This window comes from Acaryochloris sp. 'Moss Beach', from assembly GCF_021497025.1.
GTDB lineage: Bacteria > Cyanobacteriota > Cyanobacteriia > Thermosynechococcales > Thermosynechococcaceae > Acaryochloris > Acaryochloris marina_A.
Genome location: NZ_CP071717.1, coordinates 4,543,305 through 4,557,919 on the forward strand (window position 1 = coordinate 4,543,305; position 14,615 = coordinate 4,557,919).

General features: G+C 48.5%; 14 protein-coding genes and 1 pseudogene. 10 read left to right on the forward strand and 5 right to left on the reverse strand.

The genetic code is table 11. The annotated features are described in order from the left end of the window. The first annotated feature begins 42 nt into the window (after positions 1-42). Positions 43-399, forward strand: coding sequence for a Spx/MgsR family RNA polymerase-binding regulatory protein (locus HRE53_RS21370; RefSeq protein WP_212665218.1), 357 nt, complete (start codon positions 43-45; stop codon positions 397-399). Positions 400-412: 13 nt separating this feature from the next. On the opposite strand, the gene HRE53_RS21375 is transcribed toward HRE53_RS21370, so the two are convergent. Next, positions 413-625: a DUF350 domain-containing protein gene (locus tag HRE53_RS21375; RefSeq protein WP_212665219.1), complete on the reverse strand. Its 213-nt coding sequence runs from the start codon at positions 623-625 to the stop codon at positions 413-415. 156 nt (positions 626-781) lie between these two features. Continuing rightward, on the reverse strand, positions 782-2,245 hold the full coding sequence (locus HRE53_RS21380) for an ATP-dependent DNA helicase RecQ (RefSeq protein ID WP_235107853.1): 1,464 nt from the start codon (positions 2,243-2,245) through the stop codon (positions 782-784). A gap of 176 nt (positions 2,246-2,421) precedes the next feature. Here HRE53_RS21380 and HRE53_RS21385 point away from each other — a divergent pair, with 176 nt between their 5' ends. Then, entirely contained in the window at positions 2,422-3,609 is a 1,188-nt protein-coding gene (locus HRE53_RS21385) for an HhoA/HhoB/HtrA family serine endopeptidase (protein ID WP_212665221.1), read from the forward strand. Positions 3,610-3,674: 65 nt separating this feature from the next. On the opposite strand, the gene HRE53_RS21390 is transcribed toward HRE53_RS21385, so the two are convergent. Continuing rightward, complete coding sequence (locus HRE53_RS21390; RefSeq protein WP_255800828.1) at positions 3,675-4,145, reverse strand: MEKHLA domain-containing protein; 471 nt, start codon at positions 4,143-4,145, stop codon at positions 3,675-3,677. Positions 4,146-4,268: 123 nt separating this feature from the next. On the opposite strand from HRE53_RS21390, the pseudogene HRE53_RS21395 reads away from it, so the two are divergent. From HRE53_RS21395 to HRE53_RS21410, 4 genes and pseudogenes are all read left to right on the forward strand, one after another. Then, positions 4,269-6,276 (forward strand): annotated as a pseudogene (locus HRE53_RS21395) (DICT sensory domain-containing protein). Positions 6,277-6,395: 119 nt separating this feature from the next. Continuing rightward, positions 6,396-6,815, forward strand: a complete 420-nt coding sequence (locus HRE53_RS21400; RefSeq protein WP_212666200.1) for a photosystem I reaction center subunit II PsaD — start codon at positions 6,396-6,398, stop codon at positions 6,813-6,815. Between the two features lie 160 nt (positions 6,816-6,975). Continuing rightward, positions 6,976-8,520 (forward strand): anthranilate synthase component I, encoded by a 1,545-nt coding sequence (gene trpE, locus HRE53_RS21405; protein WP_212665224.1) that lies wholly within the window; start codon positions 6,976-6,978, stop codon positions 8,518-8,520. 2 nt (positions 8,521-8,522) lie between these two features. After that, the gene (locus tag HRE53_RS21410; RefSeq protein ID WP_235107855.1) at positions 8,523-8,864 is read left to right on the forward strand and encodes a 2Fe-2S iron-sulfur cluster-binding protein; all 342 of its coding nucleotides are present in this window, start codon (positions 8,523-8,525) and stop codon (positions 8,862-8,864) included. On the opposite strand, the gene HRE53_RS21415 is transcribed toward HRE53_RS21410, so the two are convergent. Continuing rightward, a complete protein-coding gene (locus HRE53_RS21415) occupies positions 8,861-9,283 on the reverse strand; it encodes an RNA-binding protein (protein ID WP_235107856.1) in 423 nt (140 codons plus the stop codon). The genes HRE53_RS21410 and HRE53_RS21415 overlap by 4 nt on opposite strands. Positions 9,284-9,913: 630 nt before the next feature. Here HRE53_RS21415 and HRE53_RS21420 point away from each other — a divergent pair. The 3 genes from HRE53_RS21420 to cobT all read left to right on the forward strand — a co-directional run bounded on the left by HRE53_RS21420 (position 9,914) and on the right by cobT (position 12,572). Continuing rightward, positions 9,914-10,615 carry a Crp/Fnr family transcriptional regulator gene (locus HRE53_RS21420; protein WP_212665227.1) on the forward strand — a complete coding sequence of 234 codons (702 nt, stop codon included), beginning with the start codon at positions 9,914-9,916 and terminating at the stop codon, positions 10,613-10,615. A 196-nt stretch (positions 10,616-10,811) separates the two neighbouring features. Then, on the forward strand, positions 10,812-11,459 hold the full coding sequence (locus tag HRE53_RS21425; protein ID WP_212665228.1) for a DUF2232 domain-containing protein: 648 nt from the start codon (positions 10,812-10,814) through the stop codon (positions 11,457-11,459). A 3-nt stretch (positions 11,460-11,462) separates the two neighbouring features. Next, complete coding sequence (gene cobT, locus HRE53_RS21430; protein WP_235107857.1) at positions 11,463-12,572, forward strand: nicotinate mononucleotide-dependent phosphoribosyltransferase CobT; 1,110 nt, start codon at positions 11,463-11,465, stop codon at positions 12,570-12,572. Here cobT and HRE53_RS21435 read toward each other — a convergent pair. Then, positions 12,569-13,231: an L-threonylcarbamoyladenylate synthase gene (locus tag HRE53_RS21435; protein ID WP_212665230.1), complete on the reverse strand. Its 663-nt coding sequence runs from the start codon at positions 13,229-13,231 to the stop codon at positions 12,569-12,571. The two genes, cobT and HRE53_RS21435, sit on opposite strands and share 4 nt — an antisense overlap. A 110-nt stretch (positions 13,232-13,341) precedes the next feature. On the opposite strand from HRE53_RS21435, the gene larC reads away from it, so the two are divergent. Then, the gene (gene larC, locus HRE53_RS21440; RefSeq protein WP_235107858.1) at positions 13,342-14,556 is read left to right on the forward strand and encodes a nickel pincer cofactor biosynthesis protein LarC; all 1,215 of its coding nucleotides are present in this window, start codon (positions 13,342-13,344) and stop codon (positions 14,554-14,556) included. Positions 14,557-14,615: the final 59 nt, after the last annotated feature.

Below are 14,615 nucleotides of genomic sequence, written 5' to 3' on the forward strand. Positions count from 1 at the left end.
TAAATTCGTTCCATAATTCGTTGGCTTAGTAATCAGCAATACATGACTATTCAAGTCTATGGCATCCCCACTTGCGGCACCTGCAAGAAAGCGTTGAAATGGCTGCAAGAGAATCATCTAGATTTTGAGTTCATCAATACGAAGAAAGAACCTCCCAGTATTCAACAGATTTCTGCTTGGGTCGATACGTTTGGCTCTAAGCCCATGCGGAACACGTCGGGGGGAGCCTATCGAGCTTTAGGCGAACAGAAGAAAACTTGGAGCGAAGACCAATGGATTGCTGCATTTGCTGAAGATGCCATGCTGCTCAAGCGCCCCTTGATCCTTAAAGATGGTGCCCCTGTCTTAGTCGGGTTTCGGGCTTCCGATGAAGTTCTCCAGGAGCGCTTGAGTCTCTGAATTTAGGGGGGTGTCAAGAGGGTGTCAAGATGACGGCAATGACGATGGCTGCGAGGGAAACCACGATGGCAGCCTGCAAGATGCCAGATGCTAAATTTCCTTTGCGAATTTCGGCGCGGTGATCAATCGGGTCCAAAATGTCATAGAGCCTTAGACCGACATAGAACAGTACGACACTTAAAAAGGTCCAACCAATGGATTCGAGGACTCGAATAAGAAGAGGCATGCGTACACAATTAACTTAGATCATCCCTATCAAATCATGCTGGCTGGGACCAGACAACCTCTCTTAGATATGAATATTAGGGAGATGGGCTAGAATCCCACTTTTCGTTTTTTGGGGAAATTAAAGTCAACCCTCCGGCCCTTTACTCTGGAGGAGTTAACGAGAGGATCTGGTGCTGGATGAATGGGAACGGCAGCGATCGCAATGGCCGCATCGAAAGTGATCCGCCTCTGTGTGAAAACCAAACTGCTGCAAAATGAATTGCCAACGGCATTGGTGGGTATAGAGGTAATCTGCAATATCTAGCTGAGTGGGAATGGGTGGAGGCTTAAACCCTTGAGGAGAAAGAATCCGAAAGTGAAATGGATCCTCCCATACTAGATTTCCGGATTGATGAAGGAGTGCTAGGACGAGGTCTGCTTCTGGGAAGGTTTTTTTGACGGTGTCAACATGACCTTGCTGGGGAAGATTATGAAACAGGCGTTGAGCAGATTCTTGTTGCCCCCGCAATTGTTTGAGAAAATATTGTCGCATTTGCCGATCCTGAGGATCTAGCCAACCGGTGGGTTCACTGGCTAGAAGTAGGGTTTGCGATCGCAAGTTGTCTCGTCCAGCCCGACCAATCTCTTGCAAATAAGCACTCAAACTCAAGGGTGGTTGATAGTGGGCGATCCATCGCACGTCTGGCTTATCAATCCCCATGCCAAAAGCGCTAGTACAAATCACAAAGGGCAGCTCTCCCCGAAGCCACTGAGCTTCGATGCGGCGGCGTTCAGCAGCACTGAGGCCAGCATGGTAGGCCACGGCGGGCTGATGATGTTGACACAACCAGGTTGCCAAGAACTCACACAGTCGTCGACTAGACGTATATACCAGCCCTGCTGACTGGGCCTGACGGCCAATAAATTTCAACAGCTGTTGCCGACGACAGGCGGTTGTCCAGGCCACTTCAACGGTCAAATCTAGATTGTGCCGATAGGGACTGCAGCTCAGGATCTGAGGTTTATGCAGTTGAAGCACAGCCTGAATCGCGGATTGTGTTGTGGGTTTAGCGGTCGCTGTATAGGCAGCCACAGTAATGGGTGAGGCTGCGTTCGTTGGCAATAGAGCATCCCGAATCGCACCTAAGCGACGATAGACAGGGCGAAAACTGCTCCCCCATTGCTCAATACAGTGGGCTTCATCCACGATTAAGCATTGAATCTGCAAGTGAGGATCACATAACCGCTGCCAAATCGGTGGGCTCAACAACGATTCGGGAGATAGATATAATAGGCGTAATTGCTGCTGTTCTATTTGTCGCAATGTCTGCCGTCGCTTCTGAGAAGAGAGTTGGCTGTGGATCATCCCAGCCGGTAGCTCCTTTGCCTGGAGTGCTTGCACCTGATTTTCCATCAGGGCAATCAAAGGGGAGATCACAATCGTGAGGCCAGGCTGTAATAGGGCTGGCAGTTGAAAGCAGACTGATTTGCCCGATCCAGTTGGCAGCATTACCAAAGCATCTTGGTGTCTCAGTAAGCAGGTGACGGCCTCTCCTTGTAAAGGGCGAAACTGATTGTATCCCCAGAACTTCTGTAGTCCATCAGCCGCTCTATTCCAAGCTAGAGAATGGTCAAGCATCGCCTTCAGGAAACATTCTTAGAAGTAATAAAGTCCAAGAAGCTAATGTCATTCCGAATGAAAGCCTGATTAACCGGATCTAAATCTATCTTAAGGGCCACTCTTTCATTCCCCACCTGAACCATTCTGTTCCCTCAAGTCACTGCTATCCCATAGTCCTTTAGTCACCGTTCGATATGCCAGCGAAATTTTCAGTCCAAAGGTCCGCGACCTATCTATCTTTAGTATTAGTCGGTTCCTTAGGTACACTCCTGGGAACACAGGTTTTTCCAAGCAACAGCCTTCTACCCCAACCAAGCGTAGCTCAATTGCCCAAGCCGTTACCGGGGCAAACCGATACTAACTTTATCGCTCGTGCGGTTGAAAAAGTGGGTCCAGCTGTTGTGCGGATTGACTCTGCTCGAACCGTGAGTCGTCGTCGCTCTAAACTATTTGACGATCCCTTTTTCCGTGAGTTCTTTGGACGAGACGTTCCTCGGCAACCCCGTACTCGGGTGCAAAGGGGAACAGGGTCTGGATTCATTATCAGTGATGATGGCTTGGTCCTCACCAATGCCCACGTGGTGAATGGGGCTGATAAAGTCACGGTTGTCCTCAAAGATGGTCGTAGTTTTGAAGGCACCGTCATGGGAGAAGATTCCTTGACGGATGTTGCCGTCATTAAAATTAAAGCCAAAAATCTACCAGCGGTAAAAATGGGCAAGTCAGATGACCTGCAGCCCGGTGAATGGGCGATCGCCATTGGTAATCCTCTCGGTCTGGATAATACTGTAACTGCAGGTATTATCAGCGCCACAGGACGAACCAGTAATGATGTGGGCGTTCCGGATAAGCGGGTGGGCTTTATTCAAACAGATGCTGCCATTAATCCGGGTAATTCTGGGGGTCCCTTACTCAACCAGGCCGGGGAAGTCATTGGTATGAATACCGCCATTATTGGGGGTGCTCAAGGGTTAGGATTTGCCATTCCGATCAAAACAGCTCAGCGGATTGCCGAACAACTGATTGCTAAAGGCAAAGTCGATCATCCCTTTCTAGGGATTCGGATGGCAGGCTTGACCCCTGAACTGAAAGAGCGCATCAACAGTAGTCCTGACGTGGATTTTCAGGTCAAAAATGATAAAGGGGTTTTAATTTTCGAAGTCATTCCCAAATCTCCTGCAGCAACGGCTGGATTACGCCCCGGAGATATCATTCGTGAAATTGATGGTCAAGCTATCAGTAAAGCCAGTCAAGTACAGCAGAAGGTTGATGCCACCTCCTTGGGTAATTCTTTGAAGTTAGGGATTACACGCAATGGCAAGGAACAAACTATTGCGGTTAAACCCGGACCTCTGCCGGCTCAATTAAGTAAGAATAACTAAGGGTATTCAGGGCAAGCGGCCTAAGGCTTAGGGCAAGGGGCAAGGTTTAGCCAATGGTGAGCTATTTATAGCCACTGCCATTGGCTAAATCTTGCCCCTTGCCCACATTTTTTCCCTTTTTCATCCCAGACATCCCATATTTCCGCATTGCTGATTCTAAATCGGCGGCCTGTGGTGGAGATCCGAATCCCTTGATAGTTTTGAATATAGTGCTGTTGGGCTGCTTGATTGAGGAGCTGTGCTCTACCTTGGCGTTCAACTGGCTCTGCGGTCAAGCGAGAAGGCATGCAGATGAGTTCAGGCCAGGTTATTTCCCAGAGGTCAAGAGTTTGCTGGTTACCGTAATTGAGAACTGGGTCAGCTTGAATACCATGGGAGAGCAATACAAAAGGGGCATGAAATAAATCATGGGCGATCTGGGCTGGTGATGGGGCGTCAACAAGCTGTTCTCCGGTCCATTGCTGATAACTCTTCATTAACCTCAAACTATGACGAATTATGTCAGCTTCCAGCCAGGGGAAAGACGCCAAATTCATAACTAATCAACTTTTTGCATGTAATAACGATATTTTGCCTTTCTCTGGAATGCTGTAAGGCTGGGAGGATCGAGTAGGCTGGTTTTGGCGGCCCATACTCTATTTCGACCAAAGCCAACGTTGATGCTCATTGCTACCTCCCTCATACAGGAGCTTCTGGAGGCACAGCCCCAGCTTAGACCGCAAATGTATTTTAAGTCTTCCCTCACGGCTTTGTCGCGGGCGATGGAAGATCAGGTACTTGCAGGGACTGATCACCCCTTAGTGATTATTAGTTGTCAACGGGAACGCTACTACCGTAAGGCCCTCCATCGCTACGCCCGCCTTGCAGCTCGTTCACCGCAAATTTATATTCTGGCAACCCCTGAGCAAGCGTTTGGTGATGGGTCAGATCCCTATGAAACGATTGCCTTTGACGCGGCAGATCCCTTAACTCAGGAATGGCACGTGATTGTTGTAGGGCAACAATATGCTGCATGCCTTGCCTGTCGTGAACATCCTCAACTCCAGACTTCAGACCCATTAAATGCCCCACGGATGGATCAAGCTCGTCGTTACGAAGGCATATGGACCTTTGATCGACGGGTGAGTTGTCAAGCCGCCTATTTATTCTTGAAGAGAATCACTCAGTATCGTCCCCACCTCACCTCCAAGGTGACTCAAGCCCTAGCCCAGATTGTTCCTTATGTGGCTTCGACCGTTCGACAAACGGAGCCAGGTCCCTTTACGGACAGACTAGTGACTTATCTGCAGGCCAGTCAGTATCGCCAGCAAAAAGCCTACCGCCAGATTGCGACTCAAGCCCGCAAAGAACATTTGGTCAATTCCATTACGGCTGCAATCCGCCGATCCCTAGATCCAGATCATGTGTTGGGGGTTGCAGTACAGGAACTGGGGCAAGCCCTCGGTACCACCCGCTGTTTAATCTACCGATGTCTGGCCAAGGATAAGGTAACGCGACTCCAATATGAGTTTGTCCAACCCGGGCAGCAATCCCTTAAAGGCCAAATCTGGCCGTTGCAGGACAACCCCTGGTTTCAGGAAGTGCTCCACACTCAACAGTGGATGTATGTCAGCGATGCGATGGCCGATGTCCGTTTACAGCAGTCTTCATTGCTACAAGATTGGGTGCATACTGCTCAAATTCAGACCCTCCTGCTGGTTCCCATGTGGTACCAAGGGCGGTTACTCGGCATGGTAGAACTCCACCAGTCGGATCCTCCAGAAGAGACGGTGTGGAAGGAAGCCGAAATTTCGTTGGTAGATGCGATCGCATCTCAAATCAGCATTGCTCTCATTCAAGCCCAATCCTTTGCTGACTTAGGCCTATTGAACCAGCAGTTGGCAGATTTGGAACAAGCTCGAAGTAACTTAATTGCCATCACAGGCCATGAACTACGGACCCCACTATCAACCATTCAGATTTGTCTAGAAAGTCTGACTAGTGAGCCGGATATGGCACCCGAACTGCAGCAAATTATGTTGAGTACGGCCCTTTCTGATGCTGAGCGAATGCGTAAACTGATCCAAGACTTTTTAACCTTGTCCCGCTTGGAAAGCGGCAGAATTGAGTGGCATTCTGAACCCTTAGCCCTGCAAGAATGTGTGAATTTAGCCCTCAGTAATATCAAGGCGCAGCATTTGAGTCAGGCCCTTCCTCATATCGAGGCCCATATTCCTGAGAATTTGCCTTTGGCCCAAGTCGATGGCGAGTGGCTAGTAGAAGTATTGGCAAAATTACTAGACAATGCCTGCAAGTTTACCGAAGCCGATGGCCAAATCAAGATAGACGCCAAAGTTGCCTCTAAACATATGCTAGAAGTGACCGTTGCTGATACCGGTAGAGGCATCGATCCAGATTGTTTGGGTTCAGTCTTTGAGCGGTTTTACCAAGAAGAAGGAGCCCTCAGGCGAACTACGGGGGGGGACCGGGTTAGGCTTGGCGATCTGCCGTCAAATTATTCATCATCTAGGGGGGAGAATTTGGGCCTCATCCCAAGGGAGAAATCAGGGAACTACGATGCATTTTACGATTTATAGTATAGAGACGCCCCCACAGCCTCAAACTCCCCCTTCTTCCCATCAGGTTTCTCTACCAAATCATCGGTCTGTAGATTCCTCATGCCCTTGATCCCTGAAGAACTGTAACAGTTCAAGCTGAACTTGCTTAAAGGGGACAGACACGATGATACGATGCCCTCTAGAAGAGATTTAGGTACCTCAATCAGTACCGTATTGGGAGAAAAGTTAATGGCAGAAACACTGACTGGACAAACCCCATTGTTCGGCGGCAGCACTGGCGGATTGCTCTCGAGCGCTGAAACAGAAGAAAAATATGCCATCACCTGGACAAGTCCGAAGCAACAGGTCTTCGAAATGCCCACCGGTGGTGCAGCGGTGATGAACGAGGGTGAAAATCTCTTGTATCTTGCTCGCAAAGAACAATGTCTAGCTCTTGGTCTCCGACAACTGCGTATCAAGAAGATCATGGACTATAAGATCTACCGGGTGTTGCCTGATGGATCGAATACTCTCCTACATCCAAAAGATGGTGTCTTTCCTGAGAAATCCAATGAAGGTCGTGCTGCAGTTAACAGCGTAGCTCGCTCCATTGGCGAAAATCCTAACCCTGGCGCCATCAAATACACAGGTAAGCAAGCCTACGACTAGGCTGATTGCTATCAAGACAACGCTTTTGATTTAGATTAGGCGTTGTATATTTTTTCTTCTATGCCTGAACCCCTCCATTGGTGGGGTTCAAATTTTTTTTGATATTGTTTTGCCATTAACGTATTTCTTGGCCGTTTTCCTCAATAGATAGGTTATTGCAGTGACGATTTTGCCTGACTTTAGTCAATTTGAAGCGTTGGCCCAATCGGGCAATTTTATCCCTGTTTATCGAGAATGGATTGCGGATCTAGATACACCTGTCTCTGCCTGGTATCGGGTCTGTGCGGATCAACCCTATAGTTTTTTGCTGGAATCTGTAGAAGGGGGAGAACATCTAGCCCGGTATAGTCTTTTGGGATGCGATCCAGTCTGGGTTTTGGAAACTCGAGGCCAGCAAACAACCCAGACTTATCGTGATGGGTCGGTGGTGCCTTTTACCGGTAACCCTTTTCAAATTCTCCAAAATTGTTTAGCACCCTATCAACCGGTAACGCTTCCTCAGCTGCCCGCTGGCATTGGTGGTCTTGTGGGTTTCTGGGGATATGAATTAATTAATTGGATTGAATCACGGGTACCGATTCATCCCGCCTCTAGCTCAGATTTACCGGATGGGCTCTGGATGCAGGTGGATAATTTAATGATTTTTGATCAGGTCCAGCGCAAAATTTGGGTCATTGCCTATGCTGATTTACAACAAACGCCTGATTTGAAGGTGGCTTATCAGCAAGCATGCGATCGCGTTGAACATCTGGTCCAAAAGCTACAAGAGCCCCTCGATCGACAAAGCTTAGAGCTGACGGGTATGACGCCCACCCAGTCCGTTACGGCTGACTTTACCAGTAATACGACCCCAGCTGGATTCTGTCGCAATGTCCAGCAGGCGAAAGACTATATCAAAGCTGGGGATATTTTCCAGGTTGTTTTATCCCAACGGTTATCTACAGCCTATCAAGGCGACCCGTTTGAGCTTTACCGCTCCTTGCGTTTGATCAACCCATCTCCCTACATGTCCTACCTGCACTTTCGTGATTGGCAAATTATTGGCTCCAGTCCAGAAGTGATGGTGAAAGCGGAACATAGCACCTATGGGAATGGAGGATTAGCAGCGACCGTGCGACCAATCGCAGGGACTCGTCCCCGTGGGCAAACGCCCCAAGAGGATATTGCTTTGGCCGCAGAACTCCTCCAAGATCCGAAAGAAATTGCAGAGCATGTCATGCTTGTCGACTTAGGGCGGAATGACTTAGGACGAGTCTGTAGCAAAGGGTCGGTGGAGGTGAAGTCAGAGGATCTGATGGTGATCGAACGCTACTCCCATGTCATGCATATTGTGAGCAATGTTGTGGGGGAACTTGAGGAGGACAAAACTGCCTGGGACTTACTCAAAGCCTGCTTTCCTGCCGGTACAGTCAGTGGTGCGCCTAAGATTCGAGCCATGGAAATCATCCATGAACTAGAAGGATGTCGACGGGGGCCTTATTCAGGGGTGTATGGCTACTATGATTTTGAGGGTCAGCTAAATACGGCCATCTCGATCCGGACGATGGTTGTCCAACAACAATCTCATGAGCAACATCTTGTAACGGTGCAGGCAGGAGCAGGGATTGTGGCAGATTCTGAGCCTATTCGAGAATATGAAGAGACACTCAACAAGGCTAAGGGGCTGTTACAAGCCATTCATTGCGTACAAGGTGCTTCTTCCTGATCATGACAACCTACCAAGTCCGATTTATCAACCCCGAACTTAATCTAGATCACACAATTAATATTCCAGATGATGAATATATTCTCGATATCGCGGAAGAAAATAATATAAATCTCCCTTCTGCTTGCAGACAGGGAGATTGTTCAACTTGCGTTGCTCGACTCATCAGTGGAACAGTCGAGCAATCAGAACAGAAATTTTTGAACTCAACGGAAATAGGCCAAGGTTATACGGTTACCTGTGTGGCCTATCCCCGTTCAGACTGCGTGTTAGAAACTCACCAAGAACAAACGCTGTATCAAGCGTCTCTCTATCAAAAGTCTGTAGATATCAAGACGACTTAAGATTGGGTTTGAGCAAACAACATTTCCTTCAGCTTTTCTAACTCGTCAGCCCATCTTGGATCAGGCTGAGCTGCTTCTGCTTGAGTGTAAGAGTGGGATTTGCTTTTATTACCATTGCCACGGCGAGGAGCATTATTACTGGTCCCTGGGTTGCTAGTAGCCTCCTTGCTTTTAGGTAAAGCTTTCTCAATCTTCAAGGCACTGTCTTTGAACATATGCCCATTTAACTTAGCAATCACTTGGTCTGCTTGCTCATCTGTTTCCACAGTGACAAACCCAAACCCACGGCATTTACCGGTCTTCCGATCGGTAACAACTTTTGTGGAAGTGAGTTCACCCACCTCTGCAGTGAATAATGCAGCTAGTTCGTCCCGGTCCAACTCTTTGGGTAAGTTACCGACGTATAGGCGGATGGACATTGAGAATACCTCCAGGGGATTGATATATGAGTTAAAAAAATTGAAAGGACACTAGATTTGAACTGGATGGTTGTTTGGCACAAACCAAGCTCCACCGCCACGCTACTCTGCTGTAGATTACCACTGCACTCTCTATTGATAAGCCTAGTAAATATGAGAACAGCTTTGAATCTTGCAGACAACTTGCCGCGAAAAATTTAGATGAATATTCAGGAAAGTAGATTTCACAGACTTCGAATCTAGCCACAGCCTTGTGTAAAAGTTTTTGAAAAAAGCCTCTTTTACAAAGCGCACCAGCTTTTAAGGTATCACGGTCTACGACCGCAAAGTGATGAAATCTAAACAACTGTTATTTGCTCAGGTAATATTCATGAGCTGGGAAGAAGCAGTCGGAATAAATCGACTGGTTCAATAAGCTGTGTTGAGAAGAAGGCCTGATATGTAGAGGGAGAAGATAGCTCAGCAATCCAGAAGTTCTTCAATATTAAGAAATGTAACACACAATGTTAGGGTCTGCAACTTTCCTTCAAGATTTTCTCAAGGGGGGAAGTTTGTTTGTTATGGTTGCTTCAAGCCAGTAATTGTGCTTCACTCCTTTTGATACCGTCTCATTTCTCCCCCCAAACGTCTATGGATGATCGGCACAGTTCCCGTGACGACAAACTAGAAATTCAGCTTCGTTCAACTCCGTTTTTTGCTGGTTTACCCGATCCAGTCGTTGATCAAGCGGTTGCTCAAGTTGTAACCCGCGAACACCCTGCAAATAGGGTGATTCTCCTAGAAAATGATTGGGGAAGTTCGGTTTACTTCATTTTGAATGGGTGGGTTAAAATCCGGACCTATAACATTGATGGCAAAGAAGTCACCTTAAACATTGTGGGTAAGGGTGAGATTTTTGGCGAAATGGCTCCCTTAGACGAAGTGCCCCGCTCTACAGATGTGATTACCCTCACCCCCACAACTGTAGCGAATATGCCTTCTACAGATTTTGTGAACCTGATGCAGACCCAGCCTCAAGCTGGCATCCGTCTGGCTAAGCTGATGGCTCGTCGTTTGCGGCAGCTTAATCGGCGGTTGCGATTGCGAGAGGCAGATGCTCAATCCCGCGTTGCAGATATTCTCTTATTCTTAGCGGAAGGTCAGGGAATTGAGGGGAAAGGTGGCATAGAAATTCCCAATTTACCCCATCGAGAATTAAGTAGTCTCAGCGGGATGGCCCGAGAGACAGTAACCCGCCAATTAGGTAAGCTGGAAAATAAAGGCCTCATTCAACGCAATCAGGATGTTCTGTGCATCATTGATACTGATGCCCTAGAAGATTTAATTCTTTAATTCCTGTTAGGTGAATCATCCTATCCGTGCTCATCTAGACTGACCTGTCCCATTGGAGTTGAAGCATTGATGTGTATTTCCATCTTCAATGGGGACGTACTGCTTATGATCCTGGCGTTCGCAATCACAATTAAATGAGCCAGATTTATTTGAATCTTCAGCGTCAGAAGAATTTCACCCTCAGTTTACGTTGGTAATGTCCAAGGTTCCTCCTAACCCAGCCAATAAGCCACTACCCATGGTAGAGACGGCTTTTTTGGCTAGTGCAACAGCATTAATCTGGTATATCAATACTTATTTCCCCCTGGGACCGTTGTTACGGATTTTTTTCCCTATCCCCACAGCTTTGCTCTATCTGCGGTGGGGCAATCGTTCCGCATGGATGAGTGCTTGGGTGACCACGCTTTTGATTACCGTTTTGATGGGACCTCCTCGGAGTGTTCAGTTTTTAATGCCTTATGGTGTGGTGGGGGTCATTCTGGGAGGGTTGTGGAAACGGCAAGTCAGTTGGGCCGTTTCGATGGGCTGGAGCATCCTGATCATGGCGATTGGATTTTTCTTCCAGCTCAATTTGCTTTCGTTACTGGTCGGGACCAATCTTTGGATCTATATCAACCGTCAAATTACGGGCTTTTTAGATTGGGTTGTGATTAAGTTAGGTCTTCTGCTGCAGCCCGATGTGATCGTCATACAACTCTTTGCCGTTGGTTTGATTCTGTTGAATGCTTTTTTATATATCTTGTTGGTGCACTTAGTGGCTTGGCTTGTTTTCGATCGCATCGGGGTATCCATCCCTGATCCGCCCCTATGGCTGCAAACCTTTCTTGAATACCAGGACGAGTAACCTATGCTGCGGGTGTATACCCAGCTAGAGCAGGGTAATCAGTGGCTGAAGCAATACAAAGGACGTTCACCGATTTTTGCCTGTGTCTTGGGATTTACAGAGACAGGATTGATTCCTAATATTTCGACGGCGGGGGCAACCCCCACGGCTCGATGTGTAACGGCCCTTGCAGATGCAGAATTCTTGTTCAATGGTCCACAAGCTCAGCCAACCTATCCTTTACCTGACTTGGCTCAAGGCGTGTCTCCAGCCATGATTTCATGGCCCATTTATACCCATCAAAACTTTCCCTTCCGGCTTTTCAATGCCGGGCTACAGCATCTGCCCACGGTTCCGACGGTGGATTTGGGTGGACAAGCTGCCCGTTGCCTCAGTTCGGGGATGGCCTTGCCCCTGCCCATTGTTGAGCTGTTATTTAATCAAGGGTTGGCGTGGGGGGAAACCCTAGCTAAGCAAGCGGCAGATGGATATCTGATTTTGGCTGAATGCGTGGTGGGGGGGACAACGACGGCTCAAGGGATATTAACGGGATTAGGATACTCGGTAGCAGGCCAGGTGAATAGCAGCCATCCGGTCTGTAATCATCAGCAAAAGCATCAGCTGGTCGAGGAAGGGTTAGCTAAAGCGGGGCGGCAGGACTGGCTGGCCCATCCGTTGGGGCTAGTGGCTGCGGTGGGCGATCCAATGCAGATTGTGGTGGCGGGGATGATGCTTACGGCCAGTCGCTCCTGTGGAGTTATGTTGGCGGGTGGGACACAAATGCTGGCGGTGTATGCTTTGGCGAGGCAGATTTCACAGATATTTCGACTCCCTTGGTACCCTGACAATATGCTTGTGGGGACCACCCGCTGGGTGGTTGAGGATCCGTCAGGGGATACGGTTGCCCTGGCGAACCAGGTAGGCGAGGTGCCTTTAGTGGCGACCCAGCTCAATTTCGCAACCTCACGCTATCCGCAGTTACAGATATTTGAGCAGGGGTTTGTGAAAGAAGGGGTCGGTGCAGGCGGATGTGCGATCGCAGCTCATCTTTTCCAGGGGTGGCAGCAAAACGACATCTTGAATGCTGTGGAACAAACCTTAGAAGACTATTGCCGTTTGCGGGACCCAGGCTAAACCCAGGCGAATTCGGACGCGATCTCATCCCAACCTAATCCCTCTCGTACCACTGTGGGCTGATTTTGACAGAGATCTAAAATGGTTGAGGCTTTGTCGCTGAGATCTTGACCGTTGTCGATAATCAGATCCACTTGTTTGTCGAAATGATCAAAGAGCTCGGCCGGAGAAAGGGGTTCTTGGTTTTTAGACCAGCCATAAACACTGACCTGATCAGAGAAATGAGCAGAAGTAGAGATGATCGGGTTGGCCAGGGATTCCAAAAGAGCCAGACAAACAGGATGATTCGGGACGCGGATACCGGTGGTTTTGCGCTTCGGATTTTGTACCAATTTAGGAACAAGCTTAGTGCTCGGTAACAGGAAGGTATAGGGGCCGGGAATCAGCTTGCGCATGATTTTGTAGGCTGGATCGCTGACTCGAGCGTATTGAGCAATATTGGAAAGGGACGAGCAGAGAAACGTCAAAGGTTTGTCATTTGACATTTGTTTAATTTGTCTGACCCGTTGAACCGCGGCTTTGGAGTTCATATCACAGCCAATGGCATAAACCGTATCCGTGGGATATAGCATGACCGCTCCGTTCAGTAAATCTGCCCGAATCGCGTCAATCGTTCGTGGTTGAGGGTCTTGAGGATGAACGGTATAAATTTGGGCCATGATCTTCTCCTTTGTCATCTGGCCTTGGTCTATGAGTGGGACCAGTTGGCTTTCCAGCCATAAGGACAGGTACACTGAAATTCGATGCTCCCGTGCGGGGACTGCCCTCTATGACCAAACTAGCCTATTTTGAGTGCCCCACAGGCATTGCTGGGGATATGTGCTTGGGAGCGCTCTTAGATTTAGGGGTGCCGCTTTCCTTTCTCCAAGACTATTTCAGGCGTTTGGACATTGAGCAGGAATTTGAATTACAGGTCAGCTCCGTTCACCGTCAAAGCCAACAAGCCACCTATGTTCGAGTGGAACTGGAGAAAGAGGCTGGGCAATCATCTGAACATCAGCATTCCCATCACCGGCATTTGCCAGAAATTGAACGCCTGGTTCTGGGAGCTGAATTGCCTAAACAGGCAGAACTCTGGAGTTTAGACATTTTTCGGAATTTAGCCATTGCTGAAGGCAAGGTGCATGGCATTGAACCCAATCGGGTGCATTTCCATGAAGTTGGGGCAACGGATGCCATCGTGGATATTGTGGGAACCTGTGTAGGGCTGTATTGGTTGGGGGTTGAGGAACTGTTCTGTTCTGCTCTACCGACTGGAGGTGGGACGGTTAAAGCGGCCCATGGGCAGTTGCCGGTGCCAGTGCCAGCGGTCTTACAGTTATGGCAAAGGCGACAAGTGCCGGTTTATGACAATGGTATTGATAAGGAATTGGTCACGCCGACGGGGGCTGCGATCGCAACCACTCTGGCTCAATCCTTTGGACCTCCACCCCCCATGTCTCTACACCAGATCGGGTTGGGGGCGGGTACCCTGGACTTATCTTTGCCTAATGTTCTTCGCCTCTGGCTCGGTGAATCTGTAGCTTCTCCATCTTCATCGAGCCAGTCAGAAACCGTAGTTGTGCTGGAGACACAAATCGATGACCTTAATCCCCAAGCCTTTGGATATGTCTTTGAGGCTCTATTTCAGGCAGGGGCCTTAGATGTTTTTACCCAGCCAGTGGGAATGAAGAAATCCCGCCCTGGCATTCTGTTGACGGTGATTTGCCAGCCTGAAATTGCCCCGGCTTGTGAAACGGTGATATTCAAAGAAACAAGCACGCTGGGAATTCGGCGATCGCAACAGCAACGAACAACCTTGCAACGGGAAATTAAAGCCGTTGATACGGTCTACGGTCCAATCCAGATCAAGCTGGCGTATCATCATCAGCAGCTGGTCAACGTCCAGCCTGAATATGAAGACTGTGCCCAGATTGCCCAAACCCATCATTTGTCCTGGCAACACGTTCATCAGACTGCTTTATTGGCTTGGTATCAACAGTAAGGAATTAATAGGTGCAATGTGAACAGCAATTAATAGGTGTAATGTCCTGAAATAGGTGG